At 58.5% G+C, this 23,215-nt stretch carries 23 protein-coding genes, 3 tRNA genes and 4 rRNA genes; 8 read left to right on the top strand and 22 right to left on the bottom strand.

The annotated features are described in order from the left end of the window. From PHP59_RS01370 to rrf (PHP59_RS01345), 6 genes are all read left to right on the top strand, one after another. Nucleotides 1-124 (top strand): 16S ribosomal RNA (locus PHP59_RS01370); the annotation flags it as partial. 63 nt (nt 125-187) lie between these two features. Continuing rightward, a tRNA-Ala gene (locus tag PHP59_RS01365) sits at nt 188-259 on the top strand. A gap of 109 nt (nt 260-368) precedes the next feature. Next, nucleotides 369-3,287: ribosomal RNA gene (locus PHP59_RS01360) — 23S ribosomal RNA — on the top strand. 72 nt (nt 3,288-3,359) lie between these two features. After that, nucleotides 3,360-3,431, top strand: a tRNA-Cys gene (locus PHP59_RS01355). A gap of 5 nt (nt 3,432-3,436) precedes the next feature. Next, a 5S ribosomal RNA gene (rrf, locus tag PHP59_RS01350) occupies nt 3,437-3,558 on the top strand. A gap of 228 nt (nt 3,559-3,786) precedes the next feature. Beyond that, nucleotides 3,787-3,908: ribosomal RNA gene (gene rrf, locus PHP59_RS01345) — 5S ribosomal RNA — on the top strand. Here the strand turns inward: rrf (PHP59_RS01345) and PHP59_RS01340 are convergent. Next, a complete protein-coding gene (locus PHP59_RS01340; protein ID WP_300162428.1) occupies nt 3,903-4,355 on the bottom strand; it encodes a hypothetical protein in 453 nt (150 codons plus the stop codon). The genes rrf (PHP59_RS01345) and PHP59_RS01340 overlap by 6 nt on opposite strands. A 223-nt stretch (nt 4,356-4,578) precedes the next feature. Here PHP59_RS01340 and ppcA point away from each other — a divergent pair, with 223 nt between their 5' ends. Together ppcA and PHP59_RS01330 are read left to right on the top strand one after the other, a co-directional pair. Next, nucleotides 4,579-6,045, top strand: a complete 1,467-nt coding sequence (gene ppcA / locus PHP59_RS01335; protein ID WP_300162425.1) for a phosphoenolpyruvate carboxylase — start codon at nt 4,579-4,581, stop codon at nt 6,043-6,045. A 161-nt stretch (nt 6,046-6,206) separates the two neighbouring features. Then, nucleotides 6,207-6,776, top strand: a complete 570-nt coding sequence (locus PHP59_RS01330; protein WP_300162422.1) for a DUF5698 domain-containing protein — start codon at nt 6,207-6,209, stop codon at nt 6,774-6,776. Between the two features lie 421 nt (nt 6,777-7,197). On the opposite strand, the gene PHP59_RS01325 is transcribed toward PHP59_RS01330, so the two are convergent. The 21 genes from PHP59_RS01325 to PHP59_RS01225 all read right to left on the bottom strand — a co-directional run bounded on the left by PHP59_RS01325 (nt 7,198) and on the right by PHP59_RS01225 (nt 23,199). Next, the gene (locus tag PHP59_RS01325; RefSeq protein WP_300162419.1) at nt 7,198-7,734 is read right to left on the bottom strand and encodes a hypothetical protein; all 537 of its coding nucleotides are present in this window, start codon (nt 7,732-7,734) and stop codon (nt 7,198-7,200) included. Between the two features lie 336 nt (nt 7,735-8,070). Next, complete coding sequence (locus PHP59_RS01320; RefSeq protein WP_300162416.1) at nt 8,071-9,369, bottom strand: PQQ-binding-like beta-propeller repeat protein; 1,299 nt, start codon at nt 9,367-9,369, stop codon at nt 8,071-8,073. Between the two features lie 26 nt (nt 9,370-9,395). Continuing rightward, nucleotides 9,396-9,923, bottom strand: coding sequence for a hypothetical protein (locus tag PHP59_RS01315; RefSeq protein WP_300162413.1), 528 nt, complete (start codon nt 9,921-9,923; stop codon nt 9,396-9,398). Nucleotides 9,924-10,383: 460 nt separating this feature from the next. Beyond that, the gene (locus PHP59_RS01310; protein WP_300162410.1) at nt 10,384-12,063 is read right to left on the bottom strand and encodes a glutamate--tRNA ligase; all 1,680 of its coding nucleotides are present in this window, start codon (nt 12,061-12,063) and stop codon (nt 10,384-10,386) included. Between the two features lies 1 nt (nt 12,064). Then, nucleotides 12,065-13,033 (bottom strand): polyprenyl synthetase family protein, encoded by a 969-nt coding sequence (locus tag PHP59_RS01305; RefSeq protein WP_300162407.1) that lies wholly within the window; start codon nt 13,031-13,033, stop codon nt 12,065-12,067. Between the two features lie 13 nt (nt 13,034-13,046). Next, entirely contained in the window at nt 13,047-14,384 is a 1,338-nt protein-coding gene (locus PHP59_RS01300) for an RNase J family beta-CASP ribonuclease (RefSeq protein ID WP_300162405.1), read from the bottom strand. A gap of 20 nt (nt 14,385-14,404) precedes the next feature. After that, on the bottom strand, nt 14,405-15,448 hold the full coding sequence (gene fni, locus PHP59_RS01295) for a type 2 isopentenyl-diphosphate Delta-isomerase (RefSeq protein WP_300162440.1): 1,044 nt from the start codon (nt 15,446-15,448) through the stop codon (nt 14,405-14,407). A 51-nt stretch (nt 15,449-15,499) separates the two neighbouring features. Beyond that, complete coding sequence (locus tag PHP59_RS01290) at nt 15,500-16,255, bottom strand: isopentenyl phosphate kinase (RefSeq protein WP_300162402.1); 756 nt, start codon at nt 16,253-16,255, stop codon at nt 15,500-15,502. Beyond that, nucleotides 16,248-17,117 (bottom strand): mevalonate kinase, encoded by an 870-nt coding sequence (gene mvk / locus PHP59_RS01285; RefSeq protein ID WP_300162399.1) that lies wholly within the window; start codon nt 17,115-17,117, stop codon nt 16,248-16,250. The genes PHP59_RS01290 and mvk overlap by 8 nt, the downstream gene beginning before the upstream one ends. Nucleotide 17,118: 1 nt before the next feature. Continuing rightward, complete coding sequence (gene amrB, locus PHP59_RS01280) at nt 17,119-17,907, bottom strand: AmmeMemoRadiSam system protein B (RefSeq protein WP_300162396.1); 789 nt, start codon at nt 17,905-17,907, stop codon at nt 17,119-17,121. Nucleotides 17,908-17,919: 12 nt separating this feature from the next. Continuing rightward, nucleotides 17,920-18,531, bottom strand: a complete 612-nt coding sequence (gene rpsB, locus PHP59_RS01275; protein WP_300162393.1) for a 30S ribosomal protein S2 — start codon at nt 18,529-18,531, stop codon at nt 17,920-17,922. Between the two features lie 2 nt (nt 18,532-18,533). Further along, a complete protein-coding gene (eno, locus tag PHP59_RS01270) occupies nt 18,534-19,721 on the bottom strand; it encodes a phosphopyruvate hydratase (protein WP_300162390.1) in 1,188 nt (395 codons plus the stop codon). A 4-nt stretch (nt 19,722-19,725) separates the two neighbouring features. After that, complete coding sequence (locus PHP59_RS01265) at nt 19,726-19,896, bottom strand: DNA-directed RNA polymerase subunit K (protein ID WP_067052597.1); 171 nt, start codon at nt 19,894-19,896, stop codon at nt 19,726-19,728. A gap of 29 nt (nt 19,897-19,925) precedes the next feature. Continuing rightward, nucleotides 19,926-20,000: transfer RNA gene (locus PHP59_RS01260), tRNA-Pro, on the bottom strand. After that, nucleotides 20,001-20,189, bottom strand: coding sequence for a DNA-directed RNA polymerase subunit N (locus PHP59_RS01255; protein ID WP_300162381.1), 189 nt, complete (start codon nt 20,187-20,189; stop codon nt 20,001-20,003). It lies immediately after the preceding tRNA gene. 32 nt (nt 20,190-20,221) lie between these two features. Continuing rightward, nucleotides 20,222-20,623, bottom strand: coding sequence for a 30S ribosomal protein S9 (locus PHP59_RS01250; RefSeq protein WP_300162378.1), 402 nt, complete (start codon nt 20,621-20,623; stop codon nt 20,222-20,224). A gap of 11 nt (nt 20,624-20,634) precedes the next feature. Continuing rightward, nucleotides 20,635-21,063: a 50S ribosomal protein L13 gene (locus PHP59_RS01245; protein WP_083523470.1), complete on the bottom strand. Its 429-nt coding sequence runs from the start codon at nt 21,061-21,063 to the stop codon at nt 20,635-20,637. 5 nt (nt 21,064-21,068) lie between these two features. Continuing rightward, nucleotides 21,069-21,437 carry a 50S ribosomal protein L18e gene (locus tag PHP59_RS01240; RefSeq protein ID WP_300162373.1) on the bottom strand — a complete coding sequence of 123 codons (369 nt, stop codon included), beginning with the start codon at nt 21,435-21,437 and terminating at the stop codon, nt 21,069-21,071. Then, nucleotides 21,438-22,262: a DNA-directed RNA polymerase subunit D gene (locus PHP59_RS01235; protein ID WP_300162370.1), complete on the bottom strand. Its 825-nt coding sequence runs from the start codon at nt 22,260-22,262 to the stop codon at nt 21,438-21,440. Beyond that, nucleotides 22,262-22,657, bottom strand: a complete 396-nt coding sequence (locus PHP59_RS01230) for a 30S ribosomal protein S11 (RefSeq protein WP_300162367.1) — start codon at nt 22,655-22,657, stop codon at nt 22,262-22,264. The genes PHP59_RS01235 and PHP59_RS01230 overlap by 1 nt, the downstream gene beginning before the upstream one ends. A gap of 2 nt (nt 22,658-22,659) precedes the next feature. Next, entirely contained in the window at nt 22,660-23,199 is a 540-nt protein-coding gene (locus tag PHP59_RS01225) for a 30S ribosomal protein S4 (protein ID WP_300162363.1), read from the bottom strand. Nucleotides 23,200-23,215 lie beyond the last annotated feature (16 nt).

Genomic DNA, 23,215 nt, shown 5'->3' with positions numbered 1-23,215 from the left:
TCAAACCACCCGAGTGGGGTTTGGATGAGGCTGCGGTTGTTGCCGTAGTCGAATCTAGGTTCCGCAAGGGGGGTTAAGTCGTAACAAGGTAGCCGTAGGGGAATCTGCGGCTGGATCACCTCCTAACGAAATCGGGAAGCGGTTGCTAAACAGACCGTAAAGTTGCCAATGCCAATGAAAGGGAAGAGGGCTCATAGATCAGTGGTAGATCGCCGCCTTTGCGAGGCGGAGGCCGAGGGTTCAAGTCCCCCTGAGTCCACTTTCAATGCACCTGGAGATGCGAATCACCAGGGAAGGGCCGAAGGTCAAATCAATGACCTGTCGAGGCCGTGTATAGGTATGCACAACGGGCGTCAAATGGGTTCAGCGGAAAGCTGGACAAAAACCTGTCAGTGAATGGCTCGGTTCGAGTGCCGATGAAGGGCGTGCCAAGCTGCGATAAGCTCCGGGGAGAGGCATGGAATCTACGATCCGGAGATACCCTAATAGGACATCCTAACACTTCGGTGTTGATCCGTAAGGATCGGGAACGCCCCGAATTGAAACATCTTAGTAGGGGCAGGAAAAGAAATCAACCGAGATGTCGTGAGTAAAGGCGATCGAAAGCGACAGAGTTCAAACTGAATCCCGCAAGGGAGATGTGGTGTGGTAGGCCTGCCGTCTGGTTGTTGCGACGAAGTGGAGGTCCTCTGGAATGAGGCACCAAAGAGGGTGATAGTCCCGTACACGTATGTCAATGCATCCTGGCAGTGTCCTGAGTACCGTGGGTTGGAATTCTCGCGGGAATCTAGGGGTCATCAACCTCTAAAACTAAATACAACTCGAAACCGATAGCGTATTAGTAGCGTGAGCGAAAGCTGAAAAGTAACCCTGATAAGGTGGTTAAAAGCGCCTGAAATTGACAGGTTATAGTGTGTTACGGCGCGAAAGGATCTTCCACATGAAGGAACCCGTCGCGAGGCGGTAGTACGGGTGTGGTTGCCAGTGTCGTAACTTACGTTTTGAAGAACGGGCCAGAGAGTTTATCTTGTTGGCGAAGGTTAACCGTAGAGGGGAGCCGAAGCGAAAGCAACATGTCCGTAGCCTTCGGGTGTGGGACGACGTATTAAAAGTGCGTGAAGTCAATGGGATAAGACCCGAAGCCGGGTGATCTATGCGCGGGCAGGTTGAAGCGTGACGAAAGTTGCGTGGAGGACCGCCTGAGGTTTTGATATGCAAATCATTCTCGTGACCTGCGTATAGGAGTGAAAGATTAATCGAACCCGGCATCCGCTGGTTCCTTCCGAAACATGCCGTAGCATGACCTGGCTGGAGATAGTCGGTGAGGTAGAGCACTGATTGGGGATCCCGGGGAAGAAATTCCTCGCTCCCCTGTCAAACTCCAAATTCCCCGACATCGTAGAAGGCTGGTAGTCCGCATTACGGGGTAAGCTTGTAATGCGTAAGGGAGACAACCCAGACCGTGGTTAATGTCCCTCAATGTAGGCTAAGTGTCAACACTGAAAGGCGTCCTAGGCCAAAAACAACTGGGAGGTGAGCTCAGAAGCAGCTATCCTTCAAAAAGTGCGTAACAGCTTACCAGTCTAGGTTTAGGGCACTGAAAATGGACGGGGCTAAAGCCTACTACAGAGACCACGGAGCACCGAAAGGTGATCTAGTAGGAAGGCGTCCTGCATGGGCAGAAGCAGGGGCGTAAGTTCCTGTGGACCGTGCAGGAATGAGAATTCTGGCAGTAGTAGAAGCATAGATGGGTGAGAATCCCATCCGCCGAAGGGGCTAGGTTTCCTCGGCAATGTTCGTCAGCCGAGGGTTAGTCGGTCCTAAGTTGCACCGTAATTCGAGTGTAGCGAAAGGGAAACAGGTTAATATTCCTGTACCATTTGATCTTTGCGAAAGCGCTGACGCTTTGGGATATACTGAGCGAGGTTGTCGCCTCGTCTAAGCACCGAAGCCGGGGGAGTACCGTTATGGTGAGAACCGGGTGAATGTGTAATGGGGTAACTCGGTCGCGTCCCGGAGCCCATGAAAAGGTGATCAAATGTCCGTACCGAGAACTGACACAGGTGCCCCTAGCTGAATAGGCTAAGGCGTGTCGGATTTAATCGTGTTTAGGGAACTCGGCAAATTGGCCCCGTAACTTCGGAAGAAGGGGTGCCTGCCTGGTGATCAGGCAGGTCGCAGTGACCAGGGGGCTCTAACTGTCTAATAACAACATAGCTGACTGCAACTCCGTAAGGACTAGTATAGTCGGTGATTCCTGCCCAGTGCGAGTATCTGAACACCGGTTTCAACCGGACGAAGGACTCGTAAACGGCGGGGGTAACTATGACCCTCTTAAGGTAGCGTAGTACCTTGTCGCTTAATTGGCGACTTGCATGAATGGATTAATGAGAGCCCTACTGTCCCAAACACGAATCCGTTGAACCTTTTATCCTGGTGCAGAGGCCAGGGACCCCAAATGGGAAGTGAAGACCCCGTGGAGCTTTACTGCAGCCTGTCGCTGTGTTACGGTTTTCCTTGCGCAGTGTAGATGGGAGATGTTAATCCGTCCCTTGCGGGGGGCGGGGAGTCAACGATGAGACACCATCCTTGGTTGGCTGTAACACTAACTCGTCTGAGGACAACGATAGGTAGGCAGTTTGGGTGGGGCGCCACACCCTCGAAAAAATATCAAGGGTGCCCCAAGGTCAACTCATGTGAGTCAGAAACTCACAGAAGAGTGTCAAGAGCAAAAGTTGGCCTGACGCGATTATGAATAGCAAATAATCGCGAGAGGAAACTCGGGTCTAACGAACCAATACGCCTTTTTGGTGAGGGCTATTGACGACAGAAAAGCTACCCCGGGGATAACAGAGTCGTCGCCGGCAAGAGCACATATCGACCCGGCGGCTTGCTACCTCGATGTCGGTTCTTTCCATCCTGGCTGTGCAGCAGCAGCCAAGGGTGAGGTTGTTCGCCTATTAAAGGGGATCGTGAGCTGGGTTTAGACCGTCGTGAGACAGGTCGGTTACTATCTATTTGGGGTGTTTGGAGTCTGAGGGTAAGAAAGAAATAGTACGAGAGGAACTTTCTTTCGTCGCCTCTGGTCGATCGGTTGTCCGACAGGGCAATGCCGAGCAGCTACGCGGCAAGGGATAAAAGCTGAAAGCATCTAAGCTTGAAACCCGGCCCAAAAAGAGACTCCGTTGAGGACATGGGTAAAAGACCCGCTTGATAGGCTTGGGATGTACGCATGAAGACCACGACATGTTCAGTCCGCAAGTACTAACGTCCAAATCCAACTATCCGTTGAACCCAGACGAAACCCGTTGTGCATACCTTTAAACACTATAATGTGTTACATTATAGAGGACACGGCTGCCAAGGTGGCGGAGAGGCTACGCGGTTGACTGCAGATCAACTACATCCCGGTTCGATTCCGGGCCTTGGCTTGGGTGATAGCGGCCATAGCAGTGGGGAAACACCTGGACTCTTTCCGAACCCAGAAGTTAAGCCCACTCACGTATTACCGTGTACTGAGTTGCGCGAGCACTTGGGAAAAGTAATTCGCTGCTATCCCCTTCCTTATGAATTATGACTGTTCTTAGATCATTCTGTTTGTATTTGAGTGTTTCCTGAGTGATTTTGTTTCTAGATTATTATTATTGATATAACTGTCAGGTTTTGTCATTTAGATCCGCCTTTTCTGCTCCTTATTACTTCTTTCTTGAATTAACTCATGTTTCTCTGTTCCGCAATTCCGCCCGCGTGCATATCCTTATATCCCATCATGCCGATTCTATAGTATATAGCGGCCATAGCAGTGGGGAAACACCTGGACTCTTTCCGAACCCAGAAGTTAAGCCCACTCACGTATTACCGTGTACTGAGTTGCGCGAGCACTTGGGAAAAGTAATTCGCTGCTATATTCCTTCTATGCAGTGAATGGTTGCCTGTTTTTTGTTTATTGTTATCTTCTTTATGCCGTGAATAAATTCTCTGCTTGAACTTCTTTCTGGCGTACTCCTGGGTCTGGTATCCAGTATCGTCCTCAATATAATCGGAGAGATGAACGATGCAGGCAAACTCTCTATGGCCTTTAGGCTGCAATACGTCTTGGTGTCGGTCTGGTCATCGGCGGCGGCCCTGTCGAACTGACGATCATTAACAGCCGTCCTGAAGAGTTTGCCTGCACCGTTCCTCTCATATATTCCGATATCTCGATTCCTCCGGGAGAAGAAAGAACTCTTGTGCTGCCGGCAGTTGCCTGTACTGTCCAGCATGGCGGAGACGTCATCCGGATCAGAGGTGCCCATGGAATGGCGCACTCTCCTCCCGTAAGGCCTGATACGATAATCATCTTCGACGGCGATCATTTCGATCCCGACGATTCGTTTGTCCTAACTCTTACGGGACGGAGGGACCACACACTGGTCATTGCCTCTGCCGGCACCTGATCTTCTTTATCCCTTTTCTTGAGAGGCACCATTATCTGGTATATTCTCATATATCATCTGGCACGCTGTCCATGTGATCGGTGTGACCACATCCCGGCCCCCCGCGGGCTTTGTCCCGCTTCCGGGATGTATGGTGATAGAGATGGCAGATATTCCACGAATTTCACGGTGCATGAGCACCCAGCACCCGGACAATGTCCACCTCCCGTTCTTTGCCGAGACCTCCGAACTCGGCGGCGACGACGAGGTGCAGGAGGCGTATTACAGTTACTCCCATCTCGGATGCAGGGAGCAGATGTGGGACTGCGAGGGAAAAGAAGTCGACAACTTCGTCGTCAAAAAACTTCTCTCCAGGTATGAATCTTTTTTCCGGGACAACCAGCTCGGACAAGATCTCTTTCTCACCCTGCGCGTCCCGAACCCTGAGGTCGAACGCGCCGAAGCGAAGATCCTCCTCGAAACCCTGGAGAGCATCCCGCGCTCCTTTGATGTGGCCCGTCTCTTCTCCGGGAATGACGTCCCTCCGATCTATGAGGTGATCCTCCCGATGACATCGTCGCACGTCGCCGTCGACAACATCTACCAGTACTACTGCGACTTCGTCGTCGGACAGCAGCACAAGCGCCTTGGCGGGAGGGACATGACCATCGCCGAATGGATCGGTCCTTTCTCTCCGCAGAAGATCAATGTCATCCCTCTCTTCGAGGACGCGCCGAGCATGCTCAACGCCGCCGGGATTGTCGGGCGGTACATGCAGGACAAAGACCTCACCTACCAGCGTATCTTCCTCGCGCGTTCTGACCCGGCCATGAACTACGGCATGATCCCGGCGATCCTTCTCAACAAGATCGCCCTCTTCCGCCTCCACCTCCTTTCCGAGGAGACAGGCGTTCCGATATACCCGATCATCGGCGTCGGTTCCGCGCCCTTCCGGGGAAACCTCCGTCCTGACACAGTCGAGCGCTGCGTTGCCGAGTATCCCGGCGTGCATACCTTCACCATCCAGTCGGCCTTCAAGTACGACTATCCCCTGGACATGGTCCGCCGGGCGGTCGCCGATCTCGAAGGGCAGAACACTACCATGCCACCCGAGATCGACGAGGACGACGCAGTCGCCCTCATCCAGAAGTACACCGGCGCCTACATGCAGGCGATCACCGGCCTCTCCGACCTCATCAACCGGGTCGCCACTTTCGTCCCGAGCAGGAGAAAGAGGAAACTCCATATCGGCCTCTTCGGCTACTCACGGAGCGCCGGCGGCATCTCCCTCCCGCGGGCGATCACCTTCACCTCCGCGCTGTACTCGGTCGGCCTCCCTCCCGAACTCCTCGGCCTCGACGCCCTCGACTCCGACGAGATCGAGTTCCTCCGCAAGGTCTATGTCAATTTCGATGCCGACCTTGCCGATGCCGCCCGGTACTTCGACCCTGAATCTGAGTATGTGCCCCCGTCCCTTGCAAAGGCTGTCCTCGACCTCGTCGATGTCGAACCCGATGCAGAGCACCGGGAGATCGCGGCCTCTATCCGCGGGGCCCTGAAGGAGAACCGGACTGCAGACGTCAGGTCAGGAATACTGCGGGCGGCAAATGTCAGGAAGTTCCTCGGATAACCTCTCTTTTTTCCCGCAGTGCGTGCGGGTAGACGATGCGACCGTTTTTCTCTTCCTGCCCTGGTTCAGGAGTCTAGTTTCCTGCCTCAAAAGAACAGTGTTATAGGGATAGAACTGGATAATAACCTGGTTCTGTTGTGTATCTAGGACGGTGAAATACTATGGATAGCCTGATCCTTGACTGGGTGCTCCTGCCCCTGCTGATCCTCTTTGCCCGGATCCCGGAGACAGTCCTCAAGACCCTCCGTCAGGTCTATGTCGGAAAAGGCCTGACATACCCCGCGGCGGCGACCGGTGTCGGTGAGATGACGGTCTGGCTCCTCTCGACTGGGATTGTCCTCACCCACCTTACCAGCATCGCCTGTATCCTTGCCTATATTGGTGGCTATGCGATCGGCACTGTTGTCGGGATGAACCTCGAACAGAGGATCAAGGTGGGGAATGTCATGGTCCGGATCATCGTGCGAGACGACGCCGATGCCGTCGTCACCGAACTGCGGGAACAGGGTTTCGGCGTCACCCGCGTCGACGGTTCAGGCTGTTGTGGCTCACGTGTAGCGGTGCTCTTTACCATCGTCCCGCGCTCCGTACTCCAGGACCTTCTTGACACACTGAAAACCTGCCATCCCCGGGACATCTTTGCCATCGAAGATGTCAGGACTGTCAAGGAAGGCGTGCACCTCTATCATAAACCAGAACAGAAGGGTATTCTTGCGTGGTTCCAGCGGTGAAAACCCCATCCGGGTACAGGCCCCGGCATTGTTCAGGTGTGGGAAGATCCCTCCTCCTCTGCCCCTTTTTTTCGTCTCTCCTGAGCACCTGCCAGTGATAGACCCAGACTGCAAGACCGACGAGGAGCATCGCCACCGCCCTGGGGAAGCCGGCATAATAGGAGGGCGCGGGTACGGTGCCGGCTGTGGGTAGACAAAAACCTCCAGCAGGATCGAACAGACGTCGACCACCCCGATGGCCATTACCAGGAGGGAGAGGAAGGTGACGACATAGAGGTACATCCTCCATGCGGTGATCCCGCCCTTCATCCCTCGCGCCTCCCCCGCCGGACGACATACGCGGCGGTGACGGCCATGGTGTGCGTTTTTGTCGCCTTTCCTGTCTCCCCGCTTTTTGAGTCGCCCTGTGGGAGGGCCAGGGTCACACGGCCGGTACCGCCCGTGACGAGGGCGCCGTTTTCAAAGACTTCGATCTCGTAGTCATAGCCATTTGGAACAGTGAGGCGGATGCTCCTTTCCGTAGATGCATTTTCCCTGCGAGGGTTTCGAGGACCGCTGACTCCCGTGCCGCCGTGATCCCTGTCTGCAGGTTGTAGACCTTCACCTTCGCCGCGACCTGGCCCGAGGGAGAGAACCCGATATTCTCCAGGCCAAGGAAGATATCCAGGGTGATGGGGTCGGCCTCCAGGTCCGGGGTCATCACGTCGATGGCCGTGACGGCAAGGAGGGAATGGGCGATCGTTTTCGCATGGGCGGTGCGGTCAGGGGGGGCGACGGCGACCGAACCTGTCACCTGCCTCCTCCCGTCCTGCCAGACCGAGGCCCAGATGTCGTAGTTATGCCCGTTTTCGAGTTTCATCGGGATTACCTCCCTGTGCGTCTTCCCCTCCTCCAGGCCCAGGCCCGAGACGCGCCTCTCGGTGACGACGCCGTCTGTGCCGGCATACTTCGCGCTCACCAGAACATCGACATTCTCCAGGTCGCCGTATCGGGCTTCGCTAAATCAGAGATTTGTCTGAACAGGGAATTTTTGAGTTCCTGTGTTCTCAAGTTCGCTGGCGCTCGCACTCCGCTATTAGGATAGGTGATTGAATGATCTTTTGTCTTTTCTGGGTCTTCAGTCTCTCTTCCCGAGGCCAATTCTAAAAAGGGGGTTTGGAGGCAACGAGCGTCATTCTATGAGATCGAGGATACATCGACCTGAGGATGGTATTTACCATGAATGCCAACCGCGGCGGTCGCCCGAAGATCCGTTTCATGAACGATTCTACAGGGCTGAAAAAAGGATGGGTTATTATTCTCTCCGCACCAGGAGGAGAGCGCCGGCGATCGCGGCACCAACCAGAGCGGTCAGCGGGAGGGCGGCGGCGCGGGTCGGTGTCGTCGCCGCCGGCGTTGTCGACGGCATCAGGGTGGCATTCACCGTGGCCGTGACCCCTGCCTCGACAGAGAAGGTCCCGCTCCACGTATCGTGGTCGCGGAGTTCTAGGAGGACAGTGTGATTGCCGGCCTCGATGTTGGGCACGGTGACCGGCGTCCTGCCCACATAGAGATTGTCGATGTGGACGGCCGCGCCCGCCGGCACCGAGGAGATTGCAAGCGATCCGGTCATAAGTGCGGTCGTCGGCATGGTGGTGACGGCAACGGTTGGCGTCGGGGTGGGCTCCGGTGCGGTGGTGTAGCGGCTGACCTCACCACCTGATGTTGCGATGGCGAAAGTGGTACCATCTGGAGTGAGAGAGATACCCCTGACCGCCGACCCGATCCCTTTGCTCCAGACAATGACCCCACTCCTATCGAAGAGGTACAGGGTCTGGTCGAGGGATCCTGCGGCGATCCTCTCCCCGCCTTCACTCGCCGAGACGGCAGTGGCCGACCCCATTGTCGGTACGCTCCAGAGGAGTGTGCCGTTTACATCGAAGAAGAGGACACGCGTATCGGCCGATCCCGCCGCCACGAATCTTTCGTCAGGCGATATCGAAACCCCGAGCACATCCGCGCGGGCCACCTGCGACCAGAGGAGCGAACCGCCCCGTTCTAAGAGATAAACTTTGTCGTCCTGTGACCCGGCAGCGATGAGGCCACCGTCAGGTGCGACCGCAACACCGAAGACGTCCCCGTTTGTGTGGTATGACCAGAGGACTTTTCCCTCTCCGTTGAAGAGATAGACTTTGTCGTCTGAACATCCCGCGGCGACGTACCCCCCGCCATCGGCGACCGCAACCGCATAGGCGCGTCCGGGCAGCACCGCACTCCACCTGAGGTCGCCCGACCTGTTGTAGAGATAGACTCTGTTGTCCGAGGACGCGACGCCGACTGCCGTCCCGTCGGGTGCGATAGAAACGCTGTTCACGGTCGCCTGTGCATTCCTCTGCCACACGACATTGCCGGAGGCGTCGAGAAGGGTGACCTTTGCATCGTCACCGCCTGCGGCGACGGCCGAACCGTCGGCAGAGACAGCGACGCCCTGCACCGTGACCGGTGACGTATAGGTCCAGTCAGGGGAGACCTCTGCCGCGACCACTCCGCCACAGAGAAGGCAGAGAGATACCGCGATGACGAATGCCCTGAGTATACGAGTGTACTGTGTCATCAGATGGAGTATCTAGATGCTCCTATTTAAGAACGGCGTATCCAGAACACCGCTGCCAGGCCGAGGACGACCCCCGCGGCACCCCATGACGCCTGCGTCGGTGTCGGGGTCGCGGGCGGGACCGTCGTCGTCGCCGGAGGAGGTGCGGTCGTCGCGGCCGTCGTGACGCCGCTCACCGTCTCGCTGGTGATCGTGAAAGTGCCGCTTGCCGTGGCGTCCCCCTCCACCCACTCGACAGTGATGGTGTAGGTCTCGGGCGGGAGCCCCTCGAAGGTGTAGGACCAGGTGTTGTACGGGTCCCCGGCTTCCACCGTCACGGTGCCGCTTGTGCCATAGAACCCCCCTGCCTCCTCTTTCGCGGTCGCCCCGAAACCCGAAGAGACGATATCGACGAGAAGTTCATTGCCCGGTGCGATGTTCGTCGTCCCACTGACGGTGAGGGATCCGTCTGGATCCTTTCCGACCTCTCCAATCTCCAGAGTGGCCGCCGCCGCTGCCGCCTGGACGAGAAGGAGTACGGCCGTAGCAATGAAGATGAGGCTTATAGTTCGCATGGGGGTGCATGGGGGGTGGCGGTATATATGGTGTGCGGAGGTGTGAACCCCGGGATGAAAAGTCGATCCTCCTGCGGGAATAACCTAAAGTCTTATGACTTGTTCTCAAGATCGCTGATGCTCGCACCCCTCGAAACTCGAAAAAATTGGCTTTGTAGAAAGCCTATTCTGGAGTGCCTCTGCCGGGGGGCTGCCGCCCCCCGGTCCCCCTGCCATTAGGATAGGGGTGGATGGCAGTCCCCTCTTCAAAATGCAGGATTTCACCCAACCGAGGTCCAATCGTGAGCGGGGGTCCGGGGGCGTAGTCCCCCGGTCTCGATTGAAGACGGTGGATTGGCGTCTCGTCTTAGGATTATGCTGCTCCCCGCTCAGAAAAAACTCAAGAGGTCCATAGAGTGGACTCCTCTCACAGAACAAAAATAATTCTTCAGATCTCGAAAAAAAAGAAAAAGATGTCTCTTCACCGGTGGGAGAAGTAGCCGACAACGCCCTTCTCGTCGGCCCGGTCGATCCGGACAAAGCCGACCCGCTCAAACTGGACGGTCTTCCCCGCATAGCGGGCAACCGCGGGCTCGCAGAGGCCGATGAGCGTGCCGTCCGGGGTGAGGACGGTGCAGGGGATGCCCGTTCCATCGGGGAGCCACTGGACGATCGGGGCCTTCGCCGCCCGCGCCGCCGCAAGGTCGTCGCCGGCATAAACCGCCTGTCCCTCGCCTCTCATCTCGATATTGAAGAGATCCTTCAGCCTGATCATCCCGGCGCTGGCGACCTCAGCCTCCGGCAGCACGACTGCGCCCTCAAAGGTGAGTTTCCGCACGCCGCGGCTCTCTTTGCCAGGGTACAGCGGGATCTCGGCTGTCTGTGCCGGTGCATCCTCGACAGTCACCCGTACAGGTTCGGGCACAAAGAAGAAGCGGTCTGACGACGGGTCGACGATCGCCTTGTTCTTCGCGTACAGATTTTCCCAGGAGAAGGAGATGTCAGTCTCGCCGATACCGATCTCGAGGACCGCCTCCTTCACCGCTTCGGGCTCGATGCCCCGGCGTGCGATCGCTCTCAGGGTGCCGAGGTGGATGTCGTCCCAGCCCGTGTACGTGCCGGCGTTGATTCCCTCGCGCATCGACGAGGTCGAGAGGACGACCCCCTCGATACCCATCCTGCCGTAGTGGCGGTACACCGGCGCCTTCCAGCCGAAGTAGTCATAGATGTACTGCTGGCGGCGGGTGTTCGCGATATGGTCCTTGCCCCGGATCACATGGGTGATGCCGAGGAGGTGGTCGTCGGCCACGACCGAGAAGTTCATCAGGGGATAGACGCGAGCATCGATCCGCGGGTGGGCCGGGCTGTCCACGATCCTGAAGATGGAGAAATCGCGCATCGCCGGGTCGGGATGCGTCAGGTCGGTCTTCACCCGCACTGTCACCTGCCCCTCGGCAAACTTTCCGGCGAGCATCTGGTCCCAGAGGTCCAGGTTCTCCTCGACAGTGTGGGAACGGCATGGACAGGCCGTCTTCGCGAGTTTCAGTTCCCTGAACCTTTCCGCGTCGCAGGTGCAGACATAGGCCCCGCCGAGTTCGATGAGCTGCCGGCAGAGATCGTAGTAAATCTCCATCCTGTCGCTCTGGTAGACGATATCGGTGATGCCAAGGCCCAGATTCCTGATGTCTTCCTGGACCATCTCATAGGCCTCGGGGTCTACCCGCCGTGGGTCGGTGTCCTCGATCCGCAGGACATACCTCCCGCCGTACCTCTTCACATAGGCATCGTTCAGGAAGGCCGCCCTGGCGTGCCCCAGGTGCAGGGGTCCGGAGGGGTTGGGCGCAAAACGCATCACGACACCATTTTCGGCGCCTTCAAGGGGCGGGAGCTCCTTCTTCGTCTCCTTCCTGACCTCGTTCATCTCGGCCACAAGTTCGGGAGCGATTTCCTGGAGTTTTGCCTGCCATGACTCCTTCGGCAGGGCCGCGACCTCGTCGAGCACCCCGGCGAGGAGGGCCGGGATATCCTTTGCATGCGGGCGGAGTTCTGGGTGGGTGCCGAGCACCTTCCCCATCACTGCCTTTGCATTCGGCACATTGCCATGTTTTACCGCGTTCTGGAGCGCGTAGATATACAGAACTCTCCTGACATCGGTGTCCATCTTAGAAACTCCGTGTCAGGAAGTAATCCGCGATTTCCTCAAGATATGTGCGTTCCATCGATTTGGGCAGGACAGAGAGAGAGCGCTTTGCCGTCGCGACCCTCTCCTCCGCGGCCCGCCGCACCTCGTCGATCACGCCCGCCTCTTCGAGTTCTGCGATCGCCGCGTCGATCTCGGTGCCGGTGAGAGTATGGCGGTACTTCGAGAGGTCGAGGCCCCTCTCCCGTGCGGTGATGGCGATGAGGGTCTGCTTCCCCTCGCGGAGGTCGGATGCCCTGTCCTTTCCGCTCGTCTCCGGGGGGGCCAGGAGGTCGATGAGGTCGTCCTGGATCTGGAAGGCGATCCCGGCATTCATGCCGTACTGGTAGAGAGAATCCACCTGCATGGCATTCCCGCCGGCAAGGGTTCCGCCGATCGCTGCCGCCGCTGCATAGAGGGCACCGGTCTTCTTCCCGGCCATTTCGATATAGTCGGCCGCCTCGACCTCTGCGCCCTTCTGCTCGAAGGCCATATCCTGGTGCTGCCCCTCGCAGATCTCCGTACAGGTCCGGGCAAGGAGTGTCACCGCCTTCACCCGCGCCCTGTCCTCGGCGAGGGCATGGGTGATGTACTCGAAGGACTTCGCATACAGCACGTCGCCCGCCAGGATCGCCGTCGGTTCGTCCCACTTCGTGTGGACCGTCGGCACGCCCCGCCGTGTCACGTCCCCGTCCATGATGTCGTCATGGATAAGGGTGAATGTGTGGGTCATCTCGACCGCGATCGCCGCGGTGATCAGGTCGTCGGCACGACCTGGTTTCACGGCGTTGGCTGCAAGGAGCAGCACCGCCGGGCGCAGGCGCTTGCCGCCCGCGAGCAGGAGATGGGCGCTCGCCTTATAGAGGTCGCCGAATACGTCTCCAAAATTCCGCTCGAGCGCGATGTCGACCTGCTCGGCGGTTTTCTCAAGATAGGTCTTCAGATCACTCATGACAAAACCTCGTTTATTTTAACAGGACCCTCTGCCCGTTTCTGAGCAGGTGGATGTCGTTGTTCAGGGTGTAACCGCACTCCTCGGCAAACCGCATGTACTCGCCGGTCATGTCGATGTTCCCGTGGGACGGGATGATGTGCTGGGGGTTCAGGAGATGGAGCAGTTCATAGTGGTCTTCACGGTACGCGTGGCCGCTCACGTGGATTTCATCGAAGATCCTGGCCCCTTTCATCTTCAGGAGGGTCTCGACGAGATGGCGCTGCCCGAAGTTCATGGGGTTGGGGATCACTTTGGCTGAGAAGAGGATCTTGTCGCCTTTCTCGACCTTGTACGGCGTGTCGCCATGGGCGATCCGCGTCAGGATGGCGCCGCTCTCACCCTGGTGACCGGTGACGATCGGGAGGAACTTGTCCTTCCCGGTCTTCATCATATGCCGCAGGGTGCGGTCCACCGTCCGCCTGTTCCCGAAGACCGAGAGGCTCTGGGGGAACGCGACCAGTTTGAGCTGTTCGGCCGCCGTCGAATACCGTTCCATCGAGCGGCCGAGAAGGACTGGCTTTCTCCCGATCTCATGGGCGCACTCGGCAATCGTCTTGATACGTGAAATGTGTGAAGAGAAGGTCGAGACGATTATCGCGTTCTTGTCGTCTTCGTAACTGGTGATCGTGTCCCTGACAAGGTCGCGTGCGATCCGTTCGCTCGGACACCTGCCCTTCTTCTCGATGTTCGTGCTCTCGACGATGAGGGCGAGCACCCCTTCCTTCCCGATCTGGCGGAGGCGGGCGAAGTCGGGCGGTTCGCCGATCACAGGCGTCCGGTCGAGCTTGAAGTCGTTTGCATAGACGACGGCGCCGTCTTTCGTGTGGAGCACCGCCATCACCGTGTCGATGATCGAGTGCTGCATCTTGACGAACTCGAGGGTGAGGTTCGGGGAGATCCGGTACCGGTTGCCCGCCTTGAGCACCTGGATTTTGTTGGTGACCCCGAACTTCTGTTCGCCCTGGATCTGCTGTTTGATCAGTTCGACCGTGTACGGTGTCCCGATAATGGGTGCGTTGTACCGGTGCGCGAGTTTCGGGATCGCCCCGATATGGTCGAGGTGGCCGTGCGTGCAGACGATCGCCTTCACGCTCCCTTCCACCGTGTTCATCATGGTGTCGTCGGGGATGGCCTTCATCTCGATCAGATCGAGGGAGTGCATATTCTCGATCTCCGCGTCCTCGTGGATCATGATCTGGTCGAGCCTGATGCCCATATCGAAGATGACGATCTCTTTTCCGCACCGGACGGCGGTCATGTTCCGGCCGACTTCGTTATAGCCGCCCACTGCAACAATTTCTGTATCCATTTTTTGTCTCCGTATGAATCCTATTCTTCGAGCATCTGCCGGGTCGTACCGGTGATATAAGCCCGTGTTTTCCTGAGATCGGCAACGCTGCCGGCTCCGGTGAGGAACATGGCGGCCCGCAGTTCCTGCAGGACCATTGATACGACCGCCGTAAGCGCCTCTTCTCCGTCCATCGCGGGTTTCAGCAGGGGCAGGGCCATCCCGCCGAGGTCGGCCCCGAGTGCGAGAGCCTTCGCGATGTCTATTCCATTCCGCACGCCTCCGGTGGCGATCACCGGGCCGCTTCCCGCCACCTCGCAGAGGCTCACCGCTGTCGGGATGCCCCAGTCGAGGAACGTCTTTCCGAGGGCCCGCAGACGATCTTCTTCGGCCCTCTCGACCTCGACCGCCGCCCATGAGGTGCCGCCGAAACCGCCGAGGTCGATCGCTGCGGCGCCTGCGCCCCAGATTCGGCCGGCCGTCTCCTTCGAGATGCCTGCTCCGGTCTCCTTGACGATCACCGGCGTCTTGAAGTCCTCGCAGAGGTCGGCGATGGCGGCGAGGCAGCCGCGGGCATCGTGGTCGCCCTCGGGCTGGATCGCCTCCTGCAGGAAGTTCAGGTGAACGCAGAGGGCGTCGGCATCGATCATCTCCACCGCGCGCTCGGCCCACTCTGCCCCGTGCTCCCGCAACTGCACCGCGCCGAGGTTGGCGCAGATGAAGGCATGAGGCGCCTCGTCGCGCACGACCGAGAAACTCTCTGCAAGATCCGGGTGTTCGAGGGCCGCGCGTTGCGACCCGACGCCTATTGCAAGGCCGAATCTCTCCGAAACCCGTGCGAGCCGCCTGTTGACCTCGGTCGTTGCAGGGTGGCCGCCTGTCATGGCAGCGATGAAGAGCGGCGCCGCAAGGCGTGCGCCGAGAAACCTGGTCTCCAGCCTGATCGCATCAAGGTCACATTCTGGAAGGGCAGCATGCACCAGTCTGACGTCTTCAAAGCCTGCGCTGCCGACCTCGACCTGCTTCTCGCAGCAGATCCGCAGGTGGTCCAGCTTCCGTGAGGACGTCTGTGTACTCTCTTTGATATGAATTCCTCCTGTTCTCTGGTGTGCCTGTCCCTGTCCTTCTCTTTTCTTTCACTTTCTGACTATCGTGCCGCCGTGACCCTTCCCGTCGAGGAATGCGGCCGTCCGGGAGACATGGAATATGTGTGATTCGATACCCTCGTCTGCGAGTGCGAGGAGTTCCGTGATCTTCCCTTTCATCCCGCCGGTCACGTCGGTGTTCCCTGAACACCCGATAGACAGACGTCCGACTGTGTCCCTTGTGATCACCGGAACCACCGCGCCGTTGTCAAGGACGCCGGGCACGTCGGTCGCAAGACCGACGCGGGCCGCCCCGAGGGCTACGGCAAGGTACCGGATGATCTGATCGCCTGAAATGATGCAGGCACCACGACTCGCGTCCATCACCACGTCCCCATGAAGAACCGGGGTAATGCCGAGCCGCACCAGTTGTACAATAGGTAGGTGCTCACAGGATATGAGGTGTCCGTTGTCGGCACGGCATCCGGCCAGGGGGTGGATGCCAACGGCGTCCACGCCGTGCTCACGCAGCGCGGCCACGACCGCCCTGTTGAGGCCGGCGACCGCCTCGTGGGTGACGGCGATCCCCTCTTTGTTTGCGGGGCCGACCCTCTCCTGGAGACGGTATCGGGCGGCTTCGGGGTGGCCGCATGACCCGGCCCCGTGGACCAGAACAAGCCTGAGGCCGGGCCGCTGTGCGATCTCTCCGGCAAGAGCGGCAAGGCGGGCATGATCGACGGCGCCGGTTCCGGCCTTGTCGGTAATGATGCTCCCGCCGAATTTTAGCAGAATAACCTTTTCATCCATCTTTCTCTTTGCGTATGCCGGTCGTGTCGATGGTGGTGATGATCGACTTTGCGCCTGTGGCGTCCATCGCCCCTGCGATCCGGCTCTTTGCGTGTTTCGGGCAGAGCGCCACCATACACCCCCCTCCGCCGGCGCCGGTGACCTTCGCGCCGAAGGCCCCGGCCGCGCGGGCGGTCAGGACAAGTTTGGAGAGGGCGGGGTGGCCGACGCCGAGTGCCTCAAGGAGGGCGTTGTTGACGTCCATGCAGTGACCGAGCTGCTGCGGTTTGTTCATGCACTTGATCGCCTGGGTGGTCACCGCCCCGATCGAGTCCAGGATCGGGTTGACGATGGCGGGGTGCTTCTGGTGCAGCTGTGCCACGTGCTCCACCATCTTTGCGGTCGAATGGGGGACGAGGGTGTTGCCGATGACGAGGTGGAGGCTCTGCGGCGGCAGGCGTCGTTTCGAACCCCGGGAGATGAGTACGATCCCGCCGAAGGTTGTCACATAGGTGTCGGTCGGGCTCGCTCTCCCGTTCTGGACTTTCTTCTCGATCGCAAAGGCGCGCTCTGCGATCTCGTCCTTTGTAAAGCCGAGGCCGAACTCGTCTGAGATGGCGGCGAGGGTAGCGGTGGTCACTGCCGCCGATGACCCGAGCCCTGACGAACTCGGGAGTTGCGACCTGATATAGACGCTCCCCTGCACCCCGGTCGAACGGAAACACTCGTCTATATAGGGAGAACGGACAGGTGCGGGGTTTTTTACCCTCCTCACCGTCACCGCCACGCGCGGCTTGATTGCCATCGCCACGCCTGGCTTCCCATAGACAACAGCGTGCTCTCCAAAAAGAAATACCTTACCGGGGGCGCTCCAGGTCGCCACTCTACACCACCGCTATGGCAGCATATCCAACGACAAGGGGGTCGCCGGTCACCTCTCCGCTCGTGGTATAGGTGAGCAACCTCCCTTCGGTCGCGCCGAATGCCTTGCATGCAAGGACCATCGTTGCGATCGGGCCGTACCCGCATGCGCTGACGTCGAGAAACTCGATCTTCCGGTAGAACTCCGGGACATCGAGAGTCTTCAATGCCTCGATCGCCTGCAGGTCCACATGGTGTGCGAGGTCATCAGGGATATAATGGGAGAAGTCGCTTGAGGCGACGATCCGCACCTCGCGTCCGGTCTTCCTGACTGCGGCCACGATCGCCTTTGCAAGTTTCTCCGCACTCCTGAGGCTCTGGTCGCCCATCATGATCGGTGCGATCCTGGCCCGCGGAAAGTGGTACTTGATGAAAGGCACCTGGACCTCGATCGAGTGTTCGGTAGCGTGTGCGTCGTCGTCGATCGGCACGCCGATCGCCTGCACGAGGTCGGCGTCGACGTCCACGATGCCAAGCGGGGTCTCCCATGGTATCGCCGAGGCGGAGGTCGTAAAACCGTGGTGGCTTGGCCCGATGATGATGAATGTCCCGTCAAAAGAGGGTGGTATGGCGGCATAAGCCCGGGCCGCCACGGCACCTGAATATGGATAGCCTGCATGGGGTGCGACGATACCGAGGGCGGCAGGCATGTCGGTCACTGGTTCCGGGGTGACCATGCCGAGAAACTGCTCGAGATGAGCGGGGTCTCCCGGATAGAACATGCCTGCGACGGTGCATGCCCTCGTCTGCATCTCTCTTCCTCCTTACAGTTCTGTCTCGAAGTCCTCGAGGGTATAGGAGGTGGAAACACCGCGGAGATGGAGGATCTCCCTGGTGAGGAGGTAGTAGACGAGGGAGAGTGCCTTTCTGCCCTTGTTGTTTGTCGGGATGACCATGTCGAGGTTGCTGGTCATGTTGTTCGTGTCGCAGAGGCCGATGACCGGTATCCCGTTCTGGATCGCTTCCTTGATCGCCTGAGCGTCGCCCATCGGGTCGGTGACGACGACGACTTCGGGCTCCACGTAGCCGTGGAAGTTCGGGTTGGTCATGAGACCGGGGATGTACCGCCCGATAGCCGCGGTGCCTCCGATGGCGTCGGCGAACTTCTTTGCCGGGTACTGGGCGTACTGCCGGGAGGCGACGATGAGAACCTTCGGGGCGTCGTAGCTGGCAAGGAACTTCGCCGCGGTCTTGATGCGCTCGTCGGTTGCTCTGATGTCAAGGATGTACAGTCCGTCCCCGCGCACGCGGTAGATGAACTTCATCATGTCCTGGCTCTTCTGCTGCGTGCCGATGTGGACTCCTGCGGCGAGGTACTCTTCCACCGGAACGAGGGGCTCGTTCAGCACAATTTCCATCTCAGTCTCTTCAACCATGTTTAGATCAGCTCCTCAATACGTATCAGTTCATTCAGTTTTGCGATTCTTTCTCCGCCCACGACCCCCGATTTCAGCAACCTGCATTCGAATGCGGTGGCAAGATGGGCGATAGTTTCGTCGGTCGTTTCTCCGGACCGGTGACTCATCACCGTGTCCATGCTGTGGGATTTTGCCAGGTGGACAGCCTCGAAGGTGTCGGTCAGCGTCCCGATCTGGTTGGGCTTGATCAGCACGCAGTTCGAGGCATCTGTCTCGATCCCGCGCAGGATCCGCTCGGCATTGGTGACATAGAGGTCGTCGCCGCAGATCAGGCACCGGTCTCCGACCTGCCTGTTGATTCTGGCAAAGCCCTCGAAGTCCTCCTCGACGAGGGGGTCTTCCACATAGGCGAGGTTGTAACGGTCCACCAGTTCGGTGATATAGGCGATCTGGTCTTCGGTCGTCCTCTTCATGTCACTGTACACATAGGTGTTTCCGTTCCACATCTCGCTGGATGCGACGTCGATACCCATGTCGATCGCGAAGTTCAGTTCGTCGGAGACGGCTCCGATAGCCTGGTTCAGGAGTTCGAACGCCTCTGCGTCGGAGATCCTCGGTGCCCATGCGCCTTCGTCGCCCTTGCCGCAGCCCTTGCCTGCCTTGACGAGCAACTCCTTCACCTTTTTATGGACGGCGGCGTTTGCAAAGACTGCCTCGTCTGCACAGGAGGCGCCGGTCGGGATGACCAGAAACTCCTGGATGTCGGTGGCGTTCGTGGCATGCGCCCCGCCGCCTATGACATTGCCGAGGGGCAGGGGGGTCTTCCGGGCGAAGGCCCCGCCAAGGTACCGGAAGAGCGGGATGCCGATCGAGTTCGCCGCAGCCTTCGCGCATGCGAGGGAGAGTGCGACTGCCACGTTTGCGCCGATGTTCGAAAAGTCCACTGTTCCGTCGGACTCGTGAAGGGTCCTGTCAAAACCGGCCTGATCCGCGGCGTCGAGCCCGACGAGCGTGGGGACGAGGTGTTCGCGTGCGGCGGGAACCGCCTCGCGTGGTGATCTGACCTTTGCCTCCCACGTCCCGGTGGATGCGCCGCTCGGTGCGGCTGCCCGGCCGAAGCCGCAACAGGTGTAGATCTCTGCCTCGACGGTCGGGTTCCCTCTGCTGTCCAGAATAGTCCTCAGTACGATCTGTTCAATATCGGTCATCAGATCACGCCTTTTTCTTTACCGTAATGGGGATCCGATCGTCCTCGAATTCTTCAAGTGCGATGTTGAGGGGATCAACATTGCTCGTCTGGATCAGGACCGGGGCACCCATCGAGATCTGGAGCGCGCGGGCTCCTACGATCCGTGCTTTCTCATAGCGAGTATATTGGTCCATGATGCATCCTCAAAACACATAATAGATAATGGGGTCGCTGAGATTCGAACTCAGGTCAGAGCGTCCCGAACGCCCTAGGATAGTCCAGGCTACCCCACGACCCCTTACTGGTACGGGTTGATGTCGTCCACAATCTCCTTGTGTGTGAGCAGCATCCGTCTGCAGCAGTAGCGTTCTAAACCGAGATCGTCGAGGATCTTTTTGGGATCCTCGCCTGCATCCCGCCGCTTTTTGAACTCCATCCAGGTAGAGGAGATCACTTTGCCGCATGTAAAGCATCTGACCGGGATCATATCTCGATTTTCCTCTATGGTGTTTGTCTGGCTCACCGATAAGACTTTTGGAACTTCGCGCGTGCGCCACGGCCGTGCGGCTTCTTGGCTTCCTTCTGCCTCGAGTCATTGACGAGGAGAGTGCGGTCATAGGTGATGAAGGTGTCCTTGACCTTGGGATCGTTGGTCCATTCGAGGATGCCGCGAGCAAGCGCGGTCCTGACAGCCTCGGCCTGACCCATCATCCCGCCCCCGCTCACTTCGATGGAGACGTCAACGCTATCGATGGTGTTCGGGATAAGGTGGAGCGGCTCGGAGATCTTCATGCGCACCAGTTCGGTCGCGTAGATCTCGAGGGGTACGGAGTTGATCCGTATCCGCCCGTTTCCTTCCTTGAGGGTTGCCCGTGCGATTGCGGTCTTTCTCTTACCGCTTGTATTTACGACCTTTGCCATCTTATTCACCTTCAGTACTTGGCCCCGAGCGTGGTGCTGATCTCACCGAGGGTGACATATCTCGGGTTGTTCAACCGCTCGATCCCTGCCTGTTCGATGGTCTCAAATTCGGCTTCCCTGCCCTGGAACTCGACCGGGACGCCGACATAGGCCATGACGTTCCTGAATGCCTCGGCTCCCCGCTGGCGCTTGTACGGGAGCATGCCGCGAACTGTCCGCCTCATGATGTGGTCCGGTCTTCTCGGGAAGAACGGGCCGCCTTCGCGCGAGCCGCGCTGACGCTTGTGGTGGTAGTTGCCGAGCACCATGGCACGGTGACCGGAAACGATTACCTTCTCGACGTTCACGATGGCGAACTTCTCACCCTGAAGTGAGCGCCGTGCGACGTTGCTTGCAAGCCGCCCAAGGAGCAGTCCTTCTGCATTGATGATCGTCACCATGATTCTCACCTCAGTATCCTCACGCCTGCACCCTTCGGGTTCTGTGCGACCAGTTCTTCAATGGTCATGCACGAGCCGTCAAGGCCGGTGATCTTGCCGATCGCGGACTCGGAGAAGTTGAGTGCCGCAACCGATACCTTCTGGTTCAGCACGCCGCTCCCGAGCACCTTGCCGGGGACCAGGATCGTCTCGCCGTCCTGGGCGTACCGGTTGATCTTTCCGATGTTGACCTCAGCATAGTTGTTGCTGGGTGCTTCCAGATTTTGTGCGATGACCCGCCAGACCTTCGCGTCGTTTTCCCGTGCCGTCTCTTTGAGCAGCGCAACGAGATACGAAAGACGGGGGTTCGTCTTCTGGTATGTTCCCTTTACCATCTAATTCACTCCGGCTATCTCGACCAACGTCTCTGAGAGATCCGTTGATTGCTTTCTGATGTATTCAAGTCCTTTTTCGATGATTGTCAGAACAGGCAACGAACCATCGCTTTCCACGACAAAGATGAACTTTGAAATGTCAGACCTGATGGTGATCGCAGGCTCGGTGCCGATACCGGTGGTCAGGCACGCTTTCTCGCAGAGTTTACAGAGGGAGCATGTCTCAAGTTTTCCATCGACCACTTGTGCCTGTCTATCCTTGATCTCAAGCACGCCGCGAGGGCACTCGTCGATGCACATGCCGCACCCGTCACAGTTCTCACCGATGGTGACAACGGGGTAGTTCTTGTACCCGCAGGCGGTGGTCGGTTCCCACTTGGCATGTACTCTCCCTGTGTTCAGGGTGGCGCGCGCTTCGAGCACGATCTTCTGGCCCTCGAAGAGCTTGACGATCGGGACGTTGTCGAGGACTGGTCGGGTTTCGGGGTCGTCCGAGATGAGGTCGCTGGAATATACCATCCCCGGGCCTTCAACACTCATGGTGAAGGTCACCGAGCAGAGCGGGCACCCGGCACCCTCGCACGAGCAGTCCTCTTGCTTGACAAATCTTGAAAGATCGGTCTTTATTGGGATTAGTCCGAGCCTGTGTGCCAGAATCTCATCGAAGAGCACGCTAGAGTTATCATAGATCTTTACGTCTTCGATGGCGAGCGTGGGCACCTCACCGATCATGGTGCGGCGCAGGGCATTCGCGAACGCTGGGGTGGCGCCGCTGAGGACGAACCTCGCGGCGTCATCATCAATTCTGGCAAATTCGATCTGCATCAGACTCTCCTTCCGCGTCTCCCGCCTTTCTGGCGAATTGAGTCGTGCGGGACCGGGGTGACGTCCTCGATCTTACCGATGCGGATGCCGGCACGGGCAAGGGCGCGGATGGCCGCCTGGGCGCCGGGTCCGGGGCTGCGCTGCTTGCCCTGACCGGGTGCGCGGACCTTCACGTGAAGGCCGACGAGGCCCTTTTCCCTGACGGAGTTGGCGACGTTCATTGCCATCTGCATCGCAGCATAGGGCGAACTTTCATTGCGGTCCTGCTTGACAACCATGCCGCCGCTGCTCTTGGTGATCGTCTCGGCCCCGGAGAGGTCGGTGACGGTGATGATGGTGTTGTTGAACGAGGCAAAGATGTGTGCAATGCCCCACTTTTCCTTATCGGCTGCCATGTTTACCTCCCGGTGATCCTGCTGCGTTCAGCGTGCGACTCGGCGGCGAGCGGTGAGTGGGCGTAGTATCCGATGGACGCCTCTTCGCTCCTCGGGACGAGGTAGCCGGGGATGGTGACCCGGTGGCCGCTCACGATGATGTGGCCGTGGGTGATGAGCTGTCTGGCCTGCTTCGGTGAGCGGGCGAGGCCCTTTCTGTACACGAGGGTCTGGAGACGGCGCTCGAGTGCCTGCTCGCTCTTCAGCGCGAGGATGTCCTCGATGTCGCTTTCGCCTGAAAGGAGGCCGTAGCGTTCGAGGTGGTTGAGGAGCTGCACCTTCTTGGTCTCGGCCTGTTTCAGGTCGGTACCGGCGGAACGAAGGGCAAGAATCTCACGGGTGGCCTTGCGGTACTTCCGGAGGGCGCTCTCGGCCTTCCAGAGTTCACGCTTGTTCCGGAGACCAAATTCAATGACGATCTTTGCCTCATCTTCAAGGCGCGTCTTCTCGAAGCGGCGCTTTGGTGTGGAGTACTGCTTGTGGTTCTTTCCTGGATATCCCATGGTCGTGCCTCCTCAC

It is taken from the genome of Methanofollis sp. (genome assembly GCF_028702905.1).
Taxonomy (GTDB): domain Archaea; phylum Halobacteriota; class Methanomicrobia; order Methanomicrobiales; family Methanofollaceae; genus Methanofollis.
The sequence above is the reverse complement of the archived record's forward strand: the minus strand, read 5'-3'. Positions and strand labels throughout refer to the sequence as shown.